This is a genomic window from Microcoleus vaginatus PCC 9802 (assembly GCA_022701275.1).
In the GTDB taxonomy this organism is placed as follows: Bacteria; Cyanobacteriota; Cyanobacteriia; order Cyanobacteriales; family Microcoleaceae; genus Microcoleus; species Microcoleus vaginatus_A.
The window spans coordinates 6,074,636-6,090,937 of record CP031740.1 but is presented as its reverse complement, the minus strand read 5'-3'; the positions used below and the strand labels follow the sequence as shown (position 1 = coordinate 6,090,937).

Genomic DNA, 16,302 nt, shown 5'->3' with positions numbered 1-16,302 from the left:
AAATGATCTCCCCCTCCAACAATGTAGCGATCGAGTTTGGGACTGTTCCAATTAATCTAAATTGTGTTGCCGATCTTTAATTTTTGTGCTGCCACTCACCAATGCAGACTGACAGCGTTCCCAATAAATTTTAGCGACGCGATCGCCCTGATTATGACCCCAACACTCGGAAAACAGCCCAGCCGCTTCAGCAAACTTCCCTTGCAAGTAATTTGCCCTAGCTTCTGCAAACAATTCCAGCGTAGCTAACTTGCCCGCTTTGATTTCAGGCGGATCAGCATCAAACACCTCATAAACTGTTACTAATTCAGATTTTCCCTTGACTTTTACCGTATCGAGGGTGCGGATTGCGTACAGAGATGGATTTTCTAAACGCGAGTAAGTTTCCTGGGTGATTAATAACGACACCCCATAATTTTTCGTCAAACTTTCCACCCGAGAAGCTAAATTCACCGCATCGCTGATTACCGTCCCGTCCATGCGATTTGGTCCGCCCACCGTTCCCAGCATCAAATAACCCGTATTAATTCCAATCCCAATCTGAATCGGTGCATAGCCAGACTTGGCGCGGTGTTGATTGTATTCAACTAGGCGATTGAGCATGGCAATTCCCGCTTTCACCGCATGATCCGCTTCGCCGCTAAACAGCGCCATAATTGCATCGCCAATATATTTATCAATAAACCCGTGATTTTCATTAATAACGGGTTCCATGCGACTGAGATAGGAATTGATAAATCTGAAATTATCCTCCGGCGTCATAGTTTCCGAAAGCGTGGTGAAGTCGCGAATATCGGAAAATAGCACCGACATTTCTAACTGCACTTGTCGCCTAATTCCACATCAATAATGCTTGATTTCTCTAGAAACTGGAGGAATTGATGGGGGACGAAGCGCTCGTAAGCTTTGTTGAGTTGAGCCAGCCTGCTTTCATTTTCGCGTACTTCTGTATACAGCTTGGCATTTTCAATCGAGATGGCTGCTTGGGAAGATAACACCTTTAATACTTCCAACCGTTCGGGGGTAAACACCCCAGTCGTTAACTCATTTTCTAAGTAAACAATACTTACGAGCTTTCCCTGGTTAATCAGTGGCACGCATAATATAGATTTAGGTTGATATCTTTTGATGTAGTCATCATTGGTAAATTGGCCTTCGCGAGTCGCATGATTTAACACGACGCTTTCTTTAGTCCTCGCGACATAATTAACAATGGCTTCGGAAAGTACCCGACAGTTAGCAATGGGCATAGACTGCAACACAGTACAGCAGTCAAAATTGAGCGCCCATTCAGCTTGAATGAGCAGCTTTCCCTCGCTGGGTAACATGAGGTAGCCTTTTTGAACTCCTGCATTTTCGATGAGAATTTGCATCAAGCTACACAGTAACTTATCCAGCAATATTTCGCCGGAAATAGCTTGAGCAGCTTTCATTATTGTGGCAATATCAAGGTTAGAACCTGAACGGATGCCAGTTGTGCTAGTTGTTGGGGAACCTTTACTTCCCAATTGAGTTCCCGTTAATAACTCACCATATCGCGTTTCTAAATGCTTAACTTTCGCAGTCGCACCCCATAGCTGATAGTAAGTAGGTAGGCGGTAAAAAACCTATCTATGTAACAAAACATTAAGTTACCTAATTGGAGTTAAACTTAAGACGTTGTGTAGTGTAATTTCCCCTTTGTCCTCTAACTTCTACTCCATGAATTACGGCGTAGGCGAGTTCTAACTCATCATCAAACATTTGTCCTGCCAATTCATCTTTTTTAATGTGTTGCCACTCCAATTCAATGGGGTTCATTTCCGAACAATACTTGGGCAAAAAGAAGATATATAAACCTTGATTTTCCCAACGCGGCCATAATTCTTGGACTTCTTTGCATCGGTGTATTGGGCCGTTGTCTTGTACGATTACTCTCCGTCGTCCAATCTCAGCAGCTTCCTGGGCTTCTCGTTCCATCATTTTGATATAAGCTTTTCGATCAACACCCCCAATGATTAAACCGTAAACAAAACTGATTCCCTGTTGAAGAAGTCCGACAATACTTAGTCTGCGACCACGCCGTTTCGTTTGTTCCAACCGTTTTTGCTCACCTATTTGGTAATAAGTATAACCAGGTTCACTCCACGCACAAAATCCTGATTCATCTAAATATTTTAAGTCAATTCCTCCCGCCGCTGCCTCTAATTGCAACATATCTAAGTCGGATTGCTTCGTTTCTTGTACTATGAGGTCTTGTTTTCCTTTATGACTTTTTCTAAGCGAATTTCCAAATAAACCTTTTTTTTTAGTATCCGTCTTAATCGGTCGGCACTTAGTTTAACAGAACGTTCTTTTTCTAATTTCTGGACTAATTGAAGACTGTTATATGTACGTGGTTCGTTTTTGAGGCATTCTTTTAAAAACTCTATATCTGACTCTTTCCACTTGGGTTTTGCCCCTCGACCAGGCGATTCCCAAAGCCCTTCCATGCCTAGATGCGACCATTTATGTAAAACCTCTCTCACTGTTTGTGGAGTCCAGTTAAAATGAGCAGCTATTTTTTCAACGTACCAGCCATGTGCATTTAATCTAATTACTTCTGCTCTATCTTTGACTTTTTGTGGAACATCCGCAATTCTCAGTTCTAATAGAGTTTTGTCTTGTTGTTGAGTCAGGAATACCCTTAATCTAGCGCCCATATATTGAGTTACCTCAGTAGATGTATTCTCTTTCTTTACTTATTTTAACATACTTCGGTTTTTTTGCGCCGACCTACTTAGTAACGCGCTTCCTGCATATAAGCTCTCGCTGTCAGTTTTTTACCTGTGGATAGATAAAACTTAGCGGCCAGTTCGTAAGCAATGGCAGCTTCATTAATGTATTCGTTTTCTTTGGCGAGGGAAATGGCGCGATCGTAATAATCCATTGCAAGAGCATTTTGGGCTTGCACCCGACAAAGTTCAGCCTCTACGAGCAGATATTTATGCGAGTTATTCATCGGGGCATACTTTGCCCATTTTTGCATCTTTTTCTGGTTGTGAAGCACCCTTCTCGTAAGGGGCTTTCGCTCGGCTTGCTCAGCATCAGTAGCCACTGCCAGACGCGCTAGAGAATCATAAAAGTAGAATTGAGGAACGGTAAGATGTCCTGTAACCCCATCTAGGTAATCTTCGGCTGCTGAGGCATTTTCCACGGCCTGAGCGTACTCACCAAATAAAAAGCAAAGCATTAACTTATTGAAGTACAAAGAGCAAATGGCAGTGCGGTCATTTCTGCTTTGAAGCGCAGGTTGCATCACCTCCTCGTCGAAAGCTTTGCCAATCAAATAACAGGAATTTTTGGCTAGCCCTTGCAAGTTGAGGACTGCTTGATGATATACATTGTGCATATCAACAGCTTTTTCTTGCCCCATTTGACGAATGACCTGAGCATAGGTCGCCATATCTAACTCCAGTTGCGCCAATTCGGAGCCGCTCAGAAAGGCATGGTAGTAGTAGTGGTAAGCTGAATAGGCTGCAAATTCTAAATCTCCAGTTTCCAGTGCAACCGCGTAAGTTTCCCGCAGTGGGTTCAACGTTTTCTTTACAGGATCTATCCAGTGTTGAATTATGCCATGTACTACCATCTCTGTCCTACCTTTAACAACTCTTGCATTAAGCCGGGAGAGCAAGTTGAGGGCGAGTTGACCAAATTGATAGCCATTCTCTATATCACCGACAACGCTACAGAGAATCATCCCATAGCAACTATAGGCAAAAGCAGATTCAGAAGCATTGCCCCATTTGATGGATAAGTTGACCAGTTTCAACACAATCAGTGGGAACAGCAGCGGTGCAGCCGAGTAAGTAGCAGAGACGATCGTAGTTAAAATACGCATCGCTGCTTTAAGGTCAGGGTCGCTAATTGTTGGCAGGTCAACTAAGCTGGCAATGGGTCGAAGTCCTACTGTCCGTTTTGTTCGCAGCATTCCCCATAAAATATCGAGTTTTTTGGGCTGTTTGGGCAATCTTACTCCCAGCAATTTAAGCACTTCTAATCCACTTGCGATCGCGTCATCAAACTGGCTATGGGCAGTGTCTGCAATAATTTTTACTTCATAAACTTTTACTTTATCTAATACTTTTTTTGCTTGTAATAACACTGCTTCAATAAATATTTTCATTAAATCAAACTCTGCATTAAGATAGGCAACTTCAGCGGCTTCTTCGTAAAGCGAGAGAGTGAGATCGTACCGTTGCTGCCAACTATCGGCTGCCAACAGTCCTATGCCAACTTGCAAATAATTTAATGCGGGCTGATACGCTGCCGATAGTTTCGCTTTCTTGCCTGCTATGAGGTTTAAATGTGCCAGTTCATCTTTCTCTGCTCTAGAAGTGATTAACTCGGTGCCGAAATTCAGTTGATTAACAATATCAAATATTTTTTCTTCTCGTTTGTCAGGCGGAGTATCTTTTAGCAGGATCTGTCCCATTTGCAAATGTACTGCTTGCTTTGTGTCCTCGGGAATCAGAGAAGAAGCTGCCTGCTGAATCCGGTCGTGAACAAATTTGTATTCTAAAAATGGGGATTGGGTCGTTGGTAAGGGGCAAGCGAGAAATTCTGTCGCCGCGATCGCTAATTCCACATCCCCTATATTCCCGAACGGCACAACTAGACTCTCAGTAACTGCTGGATACAGATGGCTGACTGTATCTTTTAGCGAGTATCCGGCGACTAACTCCAGGGTCTTTAAGTCAAATTGATTGCCGATGCAGGCAGCTAACTTTAACACTTCTTGCGTATTTTTTGGCAGTTTTTGAATTTTGCGTGCCATTAGTTCGACAACGTTATCAGTAAAGCCTCGCGCGTGAATTTGCCCTAACTGCCACTGCCAACTCAATGTCTGAAAGTCAAATTCTAGTAAATTTTCCGTATAAAGGGACTTGAGAAACTCATTCATAAAAAACGGATTGCCCCCGGTTTTAAAAAGCACCAACTCGGCTAGGGGCTTTGCTGCACTCTCAGAGCTATTGAGAGTATCTGAAATAAATTGACTAACAGTCAGTAACTCGAAAGGTGCCAAGAAAATCCGGTTAATAATTGCCCCACTTTTAGCAATTTCCTCGATTGCCAGTATTAACGGATGAGCAGATCCCACCTCGTTATCCCGATACGCCCCAATTAAAAACAAGCCGATTGATGCCCGGCCCCGGCTCATCAGCAGTTGCATTAATTTCAGAGAAGCGCCATCCGCCCACTGCAAATCATCGATAAATAATGCTAGGGGATGTTCGGCTTTAGTAAACACTTTAATAAAGTTTTGAAAGACTAAATTAAAGCGATTCTGAGACGCGTTGGGGCCGAGATCTGGCACGGCAGGCTGTTTGCCAATTATCAACTCTACTTCAGGAATTACCTCGACAATCACTTGCCCATTGTTCCCCAAGGCAGCTTGAAGTTTTTCACGCCACTCTTGAAGCTGTGCTTCCGTTTCGCTTAACAATTGGTTGATTAATTTTTGAAACGCTGTAACGATGGCGCTGTAGGGAATGTTGCGCTGGTACTGGTCAAATTTTCCCGAGATAAAATACCCCCGCTTCTCGGTAACTGGTTTGTAGAGTTCCTGCACCAAAGCTGATTTACCGATGCCGGAATATCCACTAACGAGCATTAATTCGCTTTGGGATGTAACCCGCTCAAAAGCGGTTAGTAAAATTTCGATTTCTTGCTCTCTGCCATAGAGTTTTTGCGGGACTTGAAATTTATCACAAATGTCTTGATTGGCAATTGGAAAAGATAATATTATATTTAGGTTCTGTAATTGATTTAAGCAGTTTTCCAAATCCGCTTTAACTCCGAAAGAACTTTGATATCGCTCTTCGGCCGTTTTCGCCATTAATTTAATTACAATATTTGAAACTACTTGGGGAATTTCTGAATTTATATCAGAGGGTGGTAATGGCTGTTTAGCGATATGACAGTGGACTAATTCGAGCGCATCTGGTGTCTCAAAAGGCAGCTTATTGGTCAACAATTCGTAAAAAGTAATGCCGAGAGAGTAAAAATCGGTTCGATAATCTAAAATGCGGTTCATTCGTCCGGTTTGTTCCGGTGACATATAGGCGAGAGTGCCTTCCAAAATGTTGGGGCTTTTAATCGTAGGGTTTTCCCGCGTTAACTGAGTCGCAATGCCAAAGTCAATAATTTTTAATTGTTCCGTTTCCGGGTTGTAAACAATATTAGAAGGGTTAATATCTTTGTGGATGATGTGGGCGCGGTGAATTTGGCCTAAAATTTCAGTTGTGGCGATCGCAATTTGCAGAAACTCCTTGAGACTAAACTTCCGCTGCTGCATCCAAACTTTCAAGGATTCGCCGCCAAAGTCCTCCACAAACATCACGAGGCTGTTTTGGTATTTTTGCAAGTCATAAACCTGCACGACTCCCGCCTCTTTCAACTCTCGGGTGATGCGGTATTCGGTGCGGTAGCGCACTAATTCTTGAGGTGTGGGGTAGCTTTCTTTGAGCAGTTTGAGGATAATCGGCTGGTTATCTGCTTCCCGAATCGCTCGGTAAACGAGAGAGTTGGCGCTTTCATAGAGAAGTGTCACAACGGTAACGCCTGGAATCGACAACATATTGATTTTTTTGCTAAAAATTAACGCTAAGTCAAAACGCACCAGCTTTGTGTAGAGAATAGCACGTTAAAAAGGACAAAATGGGGTTTGTTAACAAATGTTGAGTTTTTGGGGTAACAGCCTGGAAATACTTTGTGGTAGCCCCGATTTCGATCGCCTACTTTGTATGATGCCTCAGCAGTCGATCGCACTTTTGCTTTGATTTTCAGCCCACATTACGCAGCCTGGGGTTTCACACAGCATAATTACGCAGAAAACTCTATTTTTTAAGTAATAAATTAGGCTTTTAAAAAGTTTTTTATCCGTCAATGTACGGTTTAAAGCTATAAATTATAGCTTTTTTGCTGGATAAAAATAAGTAAAAACCGATCGTGAGAGTTGAGGGTGCAGAATGTGATTTTCAGGTAAAGCAACCGCCCTGATGCCGACGACGTTCTTAATAATAGCTAAGCCTGCGTCGCAGTTGACCCCACTGAGTAGCTAATACCTTAAAGTTATAATTGTCAGATACGTACTCTGCCAGCTCAAAGCTAATGAAACTAGCCTTCTTTTCTATACAGAGTGCTGCAATGCTAGCGATCGCAGCCACTATTTTGAGTACAGCGGTGGTACAAGGACAACCCATTGTTCCCGCACCTGATGGCACTGGCACTACTGTCACGCCTGACAACGGCGATCGCTTGAATATCACTGGTGGCCAAACTTCTAGAGATGGAGCGAATCTTTTCCACAGTTTTCAACAGTTTGGGCTTACCGAAGGGCAGATTGCTAATTTTATCTCTAATCCCGCTATTCGCAATATCTTAGGACGGGTAGTAGGAGGCAATCCTTCTATTATTAATGGTTTAATTCAAGTAAGTGGTGGCAATTCCAACCTATTTTTAATCAATCCTTCGGGCATTATCTTTGGCCCTAATGCTAGCTTGAATCTTCCGGCTGCTTTTACAGCTACTACTGCTACTAACATCGGTTTTGATTCGGGTTTGCTCAATGTTGCCGGAGCGAACTATTACAGTACGCTGATAGGAACTCCGAACACTTTTTACTTTAATCTCAGCCAACCGGGAAGTATCATCAATGCAGGTCCTTTAGCAGTCAGGGCGGGGCAAAGTATAAGTTTAATTGGCGGCACAGTTGTCAACACTGGTTCCCTCAAGGCTCCCCAAGGTAATATTATTGTCGCTGCTGTTCCCGGTGAGAATACTATTCGGCTTAGTCAAGAAGGACATTTATTAAGTTTAGAAATAGGGGTTGTTGACGGGGGATTGTTGGCACAGAATGGGCAATTATCTCTGCCTTTGTCTCTTCCGCAATTGCTTGGGGGCGCAGGTGGAAACTCTGCTACTGGTATCTCCGTTAACGGTGCAGGAGAAGTGGTTTTGACGGCGGGTTTGAGCGTGGAAAGCGGGGATGTTGCGATCGCTAGTTCTACTGTTAATAGTCAGAATGCTACACTCTCGGCAGCACGTAATCTCACTTTGGTAGAAACCCAGCTACTTACTGAGGGTAATTTGAATCTATTGGCAGGAGATACGGTGCGGGTGAGGGATGGAAATAACGCTTTCAGGGCGATCGCAGGCGGCAATCTTACTATACAAGGTAATCAAAATATTGATATCTTGGCGCTAAATTACCCTAACCCTGCATTCCAATCCGCAGGGGATATCACATTATTGAGCAATGGCAATGTTTCCGGTGATGCTCACTTCGCTGCGGGAGGTAATCTAAGTATTCTCACATTGTCTGGCAACGGCGGCAGTTTTGTGAGTTTGTTCGACCCGATTATTAGCTCCGAGGGAGATGTAAGATTTGGTGATTATACTGGAACCTCACTTAAGGTAGAAGCAAAAGGCGCGATCGCGGCCGGAGATATTACCATCACTGGGCCAGATACTACTTTGTTGGGTTCCGCCGATCCAGATGCGGCGGTGCTTTCAGGTAGTGCAGCTTTAATTCTGCGATCGGGCGTTTCGACTCTGGCGAATGCTGCGAATCTGCCGCCGAATGTCACCGCAGGGGAGACATTTTTTGCTTCACCCGGTGTTGCTTCGGGCAATAGCATCGGAGTGGGAGCGATTTCGACAGCAGGCGGGCCTGTGATTTTGGAATCAGGAGGGGACATTGCGCTGGATGCGATCGCCACTTCTGGGGGCAATATTACTCTCAAAGCTGCTAGCGACATCGCCGTTACAGGCACTCTTCAGTCTACTGGCGGCAGTATTGACCTCACGGCTGGCAATCTTCTCACAGTCAGCGGCACTTTTACAGATAGTAACGGTGTAAATGTGAGCATTTCCAGCGCTAATGGCACAAGTGGCGGCGCGATTACTATTCGCCACGCGGGGAGCACTACTACACCTTTTATTGTCGGCGATGCGACAACGAATGGGACGACGGGAGCGATCGCATCAGGTTCCGAGACAATTTCGCCACAGTTTGCGGTGCCGGTGCCGCCTAGCACTTACACTCAGGGCAATATTGCTATCATTACTTCCGCGCTATCGCCAAGGCCGGCACCGACACCCTCGCCAACGCCGGAACCGACACCGGAACCAATTCCGGAACCGACACCATCGCCGACACCATCGCCGACGCCATCTCCAACATTGGCACCGACATCATCGCCAACACCATCTCCAACGCCGGAACCAACACCATCTCCAACGCCGGAACCAACACCATCTCCAACGCCGGAACCAACACCATCTCCAACACCGGAACCAACACCATCTCCAACACCGGAACCAACACCATCTCCAACACCGGAACCTATATCATCTCCAATAACATCACCCGCGCCATCGCCCATATCATTTCCAACAACATCACCGATATTGGTTGTGCCCCCCATTACGCCTGAAGTGCTAGCGCCGATGCCATTGCCAACTTCGACACCCACTCTATCTCCGTCTGTGGGTGCCACCTTCCCTTTACCCGATATTTCAATTACCAACGCGATCGCCGAATCTGGCAACCTGAATAGCATTAATAGAATTGAATCTCTTTTTAACTACAGATCCGATTGGGAAAGCGAAGTTGTTCAAACGGCATCGCCTCTAAATAGAGTTAGCCCCAGCGATATCACACGACTGATCGATAGAGGCGATATTCCTCAAGGCAGTTTCTTTCTTGATATCTTCTATAGTGAACAAGTGGGGTCATACATTAACCAACAAATCAGGCGGGATTTGCAATCTTTTACGGCCATACAGCAAAGAATTAGAGCGATCGCTAGCCAAACTGGTAAAAAACCGGCTATTATCTACACCTTAGCCCGCCCTGAACAATTAGACCTGATCATCGTTCCCCCTACAGGCCTCCCAATTCACAAAAGCATCCCCGCAGCTAAGCGCGAAACTTTGATGCAAGTGGCCGGCAATTTCAGATCGGAACTCCTTAATCCCAGAAACATCAATACTGAGAGCTATTTGCCAGCATCCCAACAACTTTACCAGTGGATAATTGCTCCCTTGGAAGCTGATTTGAAAGCTCAGGGCATCGATACGCTAGTTTTTAGTATGGATACGGGGTTGCGATCGCTCCCCTTAGCCGCCCTCCATGACGGTTCCCAATTTCTAGTAGAAAAGTACAGCATCGGACTCATTCCCAGCGTCAACTTGACCGATACCAATTATGAAAGCGTTAAAAATGCTGAAGTTTTAGCAATGGGAGCCTCGCAATTTACCAATAACGAACCCTTGCTAGCAGTGCCTGCAGAACTTAACGCTATTGCCTCCGAATGGAAAGGCGAATCTTTCCTTAATCAAACCTTTACTCTCAATAATCTCAGGTCGCAACGCCGCGCCCAAGCCTATCGAATTATTCACCTCGCCACTCACGGAGAGTTTAAGTCAGGAGTACCGAGCAATTCTTACATTCAGTTATCAGACACCAGGCTAACACTCGATCGCGTGCGCGAACTAGGCTGGAATCAGCCGCCTAAAGTTGAGCTATTGGTGTTGAGCGCTTGTAAAACTGCTGTGGGTGATGAGGGCGTGGAATTAGGCTTTGCGGGGCTAGCTGTGCAAGCAGGGGTGAAATCAGTTTTGGCAAGTCTTTGGTACGTCAGCGATGAAGGTACTTTAGGGTTAATGGCTGAATTTTACCATGAGTTAAAACTCGCGCCTATTAAAGCCGAAGCCTTACGGCAGGCTCAAATCGCCATGCTCAAAGGTCAAGTTCGCATTGAAAATGGCCGTTTAATTTTCTCAAACTTAAATAAGGAGTTAGAATTGCCACCTGAATTAGCTAAACTAGGTAATGAAAATCTCTTCCATCCTTATTATTGGTCGGGCTTTACAATGATTGGGAGTCCTTGGTAAGGTATAAAGGTAATTGCAATTGCTTCGTGAATCGCGCCATAAAATTGCTTTGTTATTCGTAAGGACCTAGTAGGAAATGCATAAAAAATAACACTATCATTGAGAAGCGAAGCAATCGCCAGTAACAAGGAAATTCCTAACATCTGATTGCTAGTAATTTTACTAATGTTATTTGAAGGAAAACTCTAAAAGTTTAAAAGTAAATATGATGCAAATGATACACCAAAAATTGGTTTCACTTCTAGTTTTTATTGACTCAAGTGTTGAAGATTATCAGAGCTTAATTAGTGGCGTTTCCCCAAATGCAGAAGTAATTATCCTAGATGAAACGCGGGAGGGGATTGAGCAAATCACCGAAAGGCTAACAATTGAACAAAATATAGAAGCAATCCATATTATCTCTCACGGCAGTCCTGGTGCAGTACATCTCGGTACAAATACACTCAACAACAGCAACATAGAAAGCTTCGCCCCTCAACTCAAACAGTGGCGCAAAGCACTAATTCTTGGTGCCGATATTCTCCTCTACGGGTGTAACCTAGCAGCCGGAGACACAGGCCACCAATTCCTCACTCAACTCAACCAACTCACAGGCGCCAACATCACCGCCAACCCCCACCCTACAGGCAACAGCAAACGAGGAGGCACCTGGGACATCCCCCAACTCATCCCCCCATCCCCTCAAAAGCCAAAACTAATTCTCACAGAAACCACCCTCAAAACCTACAGCGGTTTACTAGGCTTCGCCCCCCAAGTCACCTTCCCTACTGGCAGTAACCCTTTGTCCGTCAGCATCGGCGACTTCGACGGCGACGGGAAACCTGACTTAGCAACGGCGAACACCGACAGCAACACCGCCTCCATCCTGCTCAACACCACCGCCCCCGGAGCCACCACGCCCACTTTCGCCCCCCAAGTTCCCTTCGCCACTGGCGCTGGCCCCTTCGGCGTCAGCATCGGCGACTTCAACGGCGACGGTCAACCTGACTTAGCAACGGCGAACTACACCAGCAACAACGTCTCCATCCTACTCAACAATACTGCCACCGGAGCCACCCCCCCCACTTTCGCCGCCCAAGTTCCCTTTCCAACTGGCACTAAGTCCGCCTCCGTCAGCATCGGCGATATCAACGGCGACGGGAAACCTGACTTAGCTGTCGCGAACAGCGGCAGCAACAGCGTCTCCATCCTACTCAACAATACTGCCACCGGAGCCACCACCCCCACTTTCGCCACCCAAGTCACCTTCGCAACTGGCGATCGCCCCTTCGGCGTCAGCATCGGCGACCTCGACAGCGATGGAAAACCTGACTTAGTTGTGACGAACTACGGCAGCGCCAACGTCTCCATCCTACGCAACACTACTGCCACCGGAGCCACCACCCCCACTTTCGCCACCCAAGTTACCTTCGCAACTGGCGCTGGCGCCTTCGGCGTCAGCATCGGCGACCTCGACAGCGATGGAAAACCTGACTTAGCTGTGGCGAACACGGACAGCGCCAACGTCTCCATCCTACGCAACACTACTGCCACCGGAGCCCCCACCCCCACTTTTGCCCCCCAAGTTCCCTTCGCAACTGGCGCTGGCCCCAGATTCCTCAGCATCGGCGACATCAACGGCGACGGAAAACCTGACTTAGCTGTGGCGAACGACTTCAGCAACAACGTCTCCATCCTGCTCAACAATACTGCCACCGGAGCGACCACCCCTGATTTCGCCCCCCAAGTTCCCTTCCCAACTGGCCGTTACCCCCGCTCCGTCAGCATCGGTGACATCAACAGCGACGGAAAACCTGACTTAGCTGTGGGGAACCCGGGCGACAACAACGCCGGCATCCTGCTCAACACCACCCCCAAAGTTACTGCTGTCACCGCCACCACCGCTGACGGCAGCTACGGTGTCGGTGGCACCATCAATATCACCGTCACCTTCGATGCCGCTGTCAACGTCACCGGCACACCTCAACTGCAGGTAGAAACCGGCACAACCGACCGCTTTGCCACTTATGCCTCTGGTAGCGGCGGTACAGCCCTCACGTTCAACTATGTAGTGCAAGCCGGAGACACTTCCCTCGACTTAGAATACCTATCCACAAGTGCCCTCACCCTCAACGGCGGCACAATTAAAGATAATTTGACTGTGGATGGCATCTTAACTCTCCCCGCTACCGCCTCAGCTAACTCTCTCGGCGGTAGTAAAGCCATAGTTATTGATACCCTTGCACCCACCATCGCCAGCGTCACCTCTACCACCACTGACGGCAGTTACAACACAACTGGCAACATCAACGTTACCGTCAACTTCAGCGAAGCCGTCACCTTAGCAGGCGGTAATATGAGTGTCGCCTTAGACACAGGTGGCACTGTTACTATTGCACCTTTTACGGGTACATCTGCTGTGGGCATTTATACTCCAGCAACCGGACAAAATAGCCTCGACCTTAATTCAAATAGTATAACTTTAGCGACTGGTGCAACCTTAAAAGATACTGCTGGAAATGATGCAACTTTAACTATTTCTGCGGGACACTCTTTAGCGGATACCAGAGCCATAATTGTAGACACGATTGTACCCACAGTTGCCTTAACATCAGCATCAGCAACAACAGTCAACGCAGCATTTAGCGTCACAGCAACATTCAGCGAAAATGTCACCGGGTTTGATAATACTGATATTACCGTCGCCAATGCAAATGTCGGTAACTTTGTCACAGTTGATGCCAAAACCTACACCTTTGATGTCACACCGAATGCTGATGGCGCTGTCACAGTTGATGTACCTGTGGCTAAAGCTACGGATACTGCGAGTAATAACAATACGGCGGCCACTCAGTTAACTCGTACCGCTGATTTTACCGCACCAACAGTTGCCTTAACATCAACTTCAGCAACCACAGTCAACGCAGCATTTAGCGTCACAGCAACATTCAGCGAAAATGTCGCTGGGTTTGATAATACTGATATTACCGTCGCCAATGGGACTGTCGGTAACTTTGTCACAGTTGATGCCAAAACCTACACCTTTGATGTCACACCTAATGCTGATGGTAATGTCACCGTGGATGTACTTGCTGCTAAAGCCACAGATACTGCGGGTAATAATAATATAGCCGCCACTCCACTGGTTCGTACTGCTGATATTACCGCACCTAATGTCACCTTAGCATCAACTTCAGCAACCACAGTCAACGCAGCATTTAGCGTCACAGCAACATTCAGCGAAAATGTCGCTGGGTTTGATAATACTGATATTACCGTCACCAATGCGACTGTCGGTAACTTTGTCACAGTTGATGCCAAAACCTACACCTTTGATGTCACACCGAATGGTGATGGCGCTGTCACAGTTGATGTACTTGCTGCTAAAGCTACGGATACTGCCAGTAATAACAATACCGCTGCCAGTCAACTGGTTCGTACCGCTGATTTTACACCGCCAACTGTTGCCTTAACATCAACTTCACCCACAACAATAAATGCACCATTTTTAGTCAGAGCAACTTTCAGTGAAAATGTGACAGGATTTAGTAATAGTGGCATTAATGTTACTAACGGTACGGTTAGCGGCTTTACAGGTAGCGGCACGACTTATAATTTTACAGTCACACCGAATGCTGATAGCGCTGTCACAGTTGATGTACCGGAGGCAACAGCTACGGATACTGCGAGTAATAACAATACCGCAGCAACTCAACTGGTTCGTACTGCTGATTTTACCGCACCTACTGGTAGCTTGGGTACAATTTCTAACATTATTACAGCGGGCGGCGCAAGTCAGACATTGACAGTTACTTTCACTGATAGCAGTGGAGTTGATGTTAGCAGTTTAGATAATTCTGATCTGGTAGTAAACTGGTCAGGTGGTGCAATTCCCGCTACATTTGTCAGCGTCGATACTAATAGTAATGGCACACCTCGCACGGCAACTTATTCGCTGACTCCGCCTGGGGGAAGTTGGGATGATACAGATAATGGCAGTTACGCTGTTAATTTGCAAGCATCGCAAGTAAAAGATACTTTTGGCAATCAAGTTGTAGCTAGCAATTTAGGCAGTTTTACCGTTAACATTGCCACGCCAACACCGACTCCCACGCCGACTCCGACTCCCACGCCGACTCCGACTCCGACAACAACTCCGACTCCAACGCCAACTCCGACAATAACTCCGACTCCAACTCCAACTCCGACTCCGACAATAACTCCGACGCCAACACCGACTCCGACGCCAACACCGACAATAACTCCGACTCCGACTCCGACGCCAACTCCGACAATAACTCCGACAATAACTCCGACAATAACTCCGACAATAACTCCGACAATAACTCCGACGCCAACACCGACAATAACTCCGACTCCGACTCCAACTGCGACAACAACTCTAGGTACTCCCGCTGTCATTTTCCTTGAACCACTTGGCACTACCGAGGTACTCGAAAGCTTGGGCAGCGATATATACAAAGTGCGACTAAATACTCAGCCAACGGCTAATGTCACCGTCGCCATTACCCCTGAAACTCAAGTTACTGTCAGCCAACCTGCCCTTACTTTTACTCCCGGCAATTGGAAGGTCGCTCAAACGGTAACGGTGACTGCGGTTGACGATGCGGTTGTTGAGGGCGATCGTGTAAGCTCAATTAGCCACGCCTCTATTAGCACTGACACATTGTATAATAATCTAGTCGCCCCTCTCACAGTCAATATCAGCGATAACGATAACTTAGGCGATGTCAAAACTTTGTTGAACAAATCAGTAATCGGTTTGACAGATAAGGACGATCGCATCACAGGATCGGCATTAAACGACATTATCCACGCACGCCCCGGCAATGACTATCTTCATGGCAAAGCAGGGGATGACTTGCTTTACGGACAAAAAGGTGATGACGGCATCAGGGGCGGTGATGGCAATGACATTCTTTTTGGCGGCCAAGGGAGTGAATTTATTAGTGGCGATCGCGGTATTGACTTGATTTACGCAGGTAAGGAAAACGATCGCATTTACAGCGGCGATGGCGACGATATAGTGTTTGGCGACGGGGGCAATGATTACTTATTTGGAGAAATGGGTGCCGACACTCTCACAGGCGGATTGGGTTTTGATGTGTTTGCGATCGCGATCGATACTGGTGGAACAGACTTAGCCGCCGCCGATGTTATTACTGATTTTACGCTAAATCAAGACAAAATTGATTTAATTAGCCCCCTGGCTTTTAACCAGTTAAATATTTATCAAGGGACGGGCGCTTTGGTGAACGATACTATAATTCAGTATCAGGTAACAGGGGAATATTTAGCTGTCTTGAAGGGAGTCACTGCCAGCAGTATAGTTCAGGGAGTAACTTTTTAGACTTCGTATGTTGTTGCGCTAAAGCGCTTTAG

The 16,302-nt window shown here is 46.3% G+C and carries 3 protein-coding genes and 2 pseudogenes; 2 read left to right on the top strand and 3 right to left on the bottom strand.

What is annotated here, in order from left to right; all coding sequences use genetic code 11:
- Window positions 1–51: 51 nt before the first annotated feature.
- From D0A34_25195 to D0A34_25185, 3 genes and pseudogenes are all read right to left on the bottom strand, one after another.
- Window positions 52–1,508: pseudogene (locus tag D0A34_25195) on the bottom strand (GAF domain-containing protein).
- Window positions 1,509–1,635: 127 nt separating this feature from the next.
- Window positions 1,636–2,681: pseudogene (locus D0A34_25190) on the bottom strand (IS630 family transposase).
- A gap of 77 nt (window positions 2,682–2,758) precedes the next feature.
- Window positions 2,759–6,598 carry a serine/threonine-protein kinase PknK gene (locus tag D0A34_25185; GenBank protein ID UNU21698.1) on the bottom strand — a complete coding sequence of 1,280 codons (3,840 nt, stop codon included), beginning with the start codon at window positions 6,596–6,598 and terminating at the stop codon, window positions 2,759–2,761.
- A 569-nt stretch (window positions 6,599–7,167) separates the two neighbouring features.
- Here D0A34_25185 and D0A34_25180 point away from each other — a divergent pair.
- Both D0A34_25180 and D0A34_25175 read left to right on the top strand, forming a co-directional pair.
- Window positions 7,168–10,920, top strand: a complete 3,753-nt coding sequence (locus tag D0A34_25180; GenBank protein UNU21697.1) for a CHAT domain-containing protein — start codon at window positions 7,168–7,170, stop codon at window positions 10,918–10,920.
- Window positions 10,921–11,125: 205 nt separating this feature from the next.
- Complete coding sequence (locus D0A34_25175) at window positions 11,126–16,270, top strand: DUF4347 domain-containing protein (protein ID UNU21696.1); 5,145 nt, start codon at window positions 11,126–11,128, stop codon at window positions 16,268–16,270.
- Window positions 16,271–16,302: the final 32 nt, after the last annotated feature.

Bases quoted from the DNA above. Each gene is read 5' to 3' on its own strand.
- D0A34_25175 (UNU21696.1), top strand. From the start codon at position 11,126: ATGATGCAAATGATACACCAAAAATTGGTTTCACTTCTAGTTTTTATT.
- D0A34_25180 (UNU21697.1), top strand. From the start codon at position 7,168: ATGCTAGCGATCGCAGCCACTATTTTGAGTACAGCGGTGGTACAAGGA.
- D0A34_25185 (UNU21698.1), bottom strand. From the start codon at position 6,598: ATGTTGTCGATTCCAGGCGTTACCGTTGTGACACTTCTCTATGAAAGC.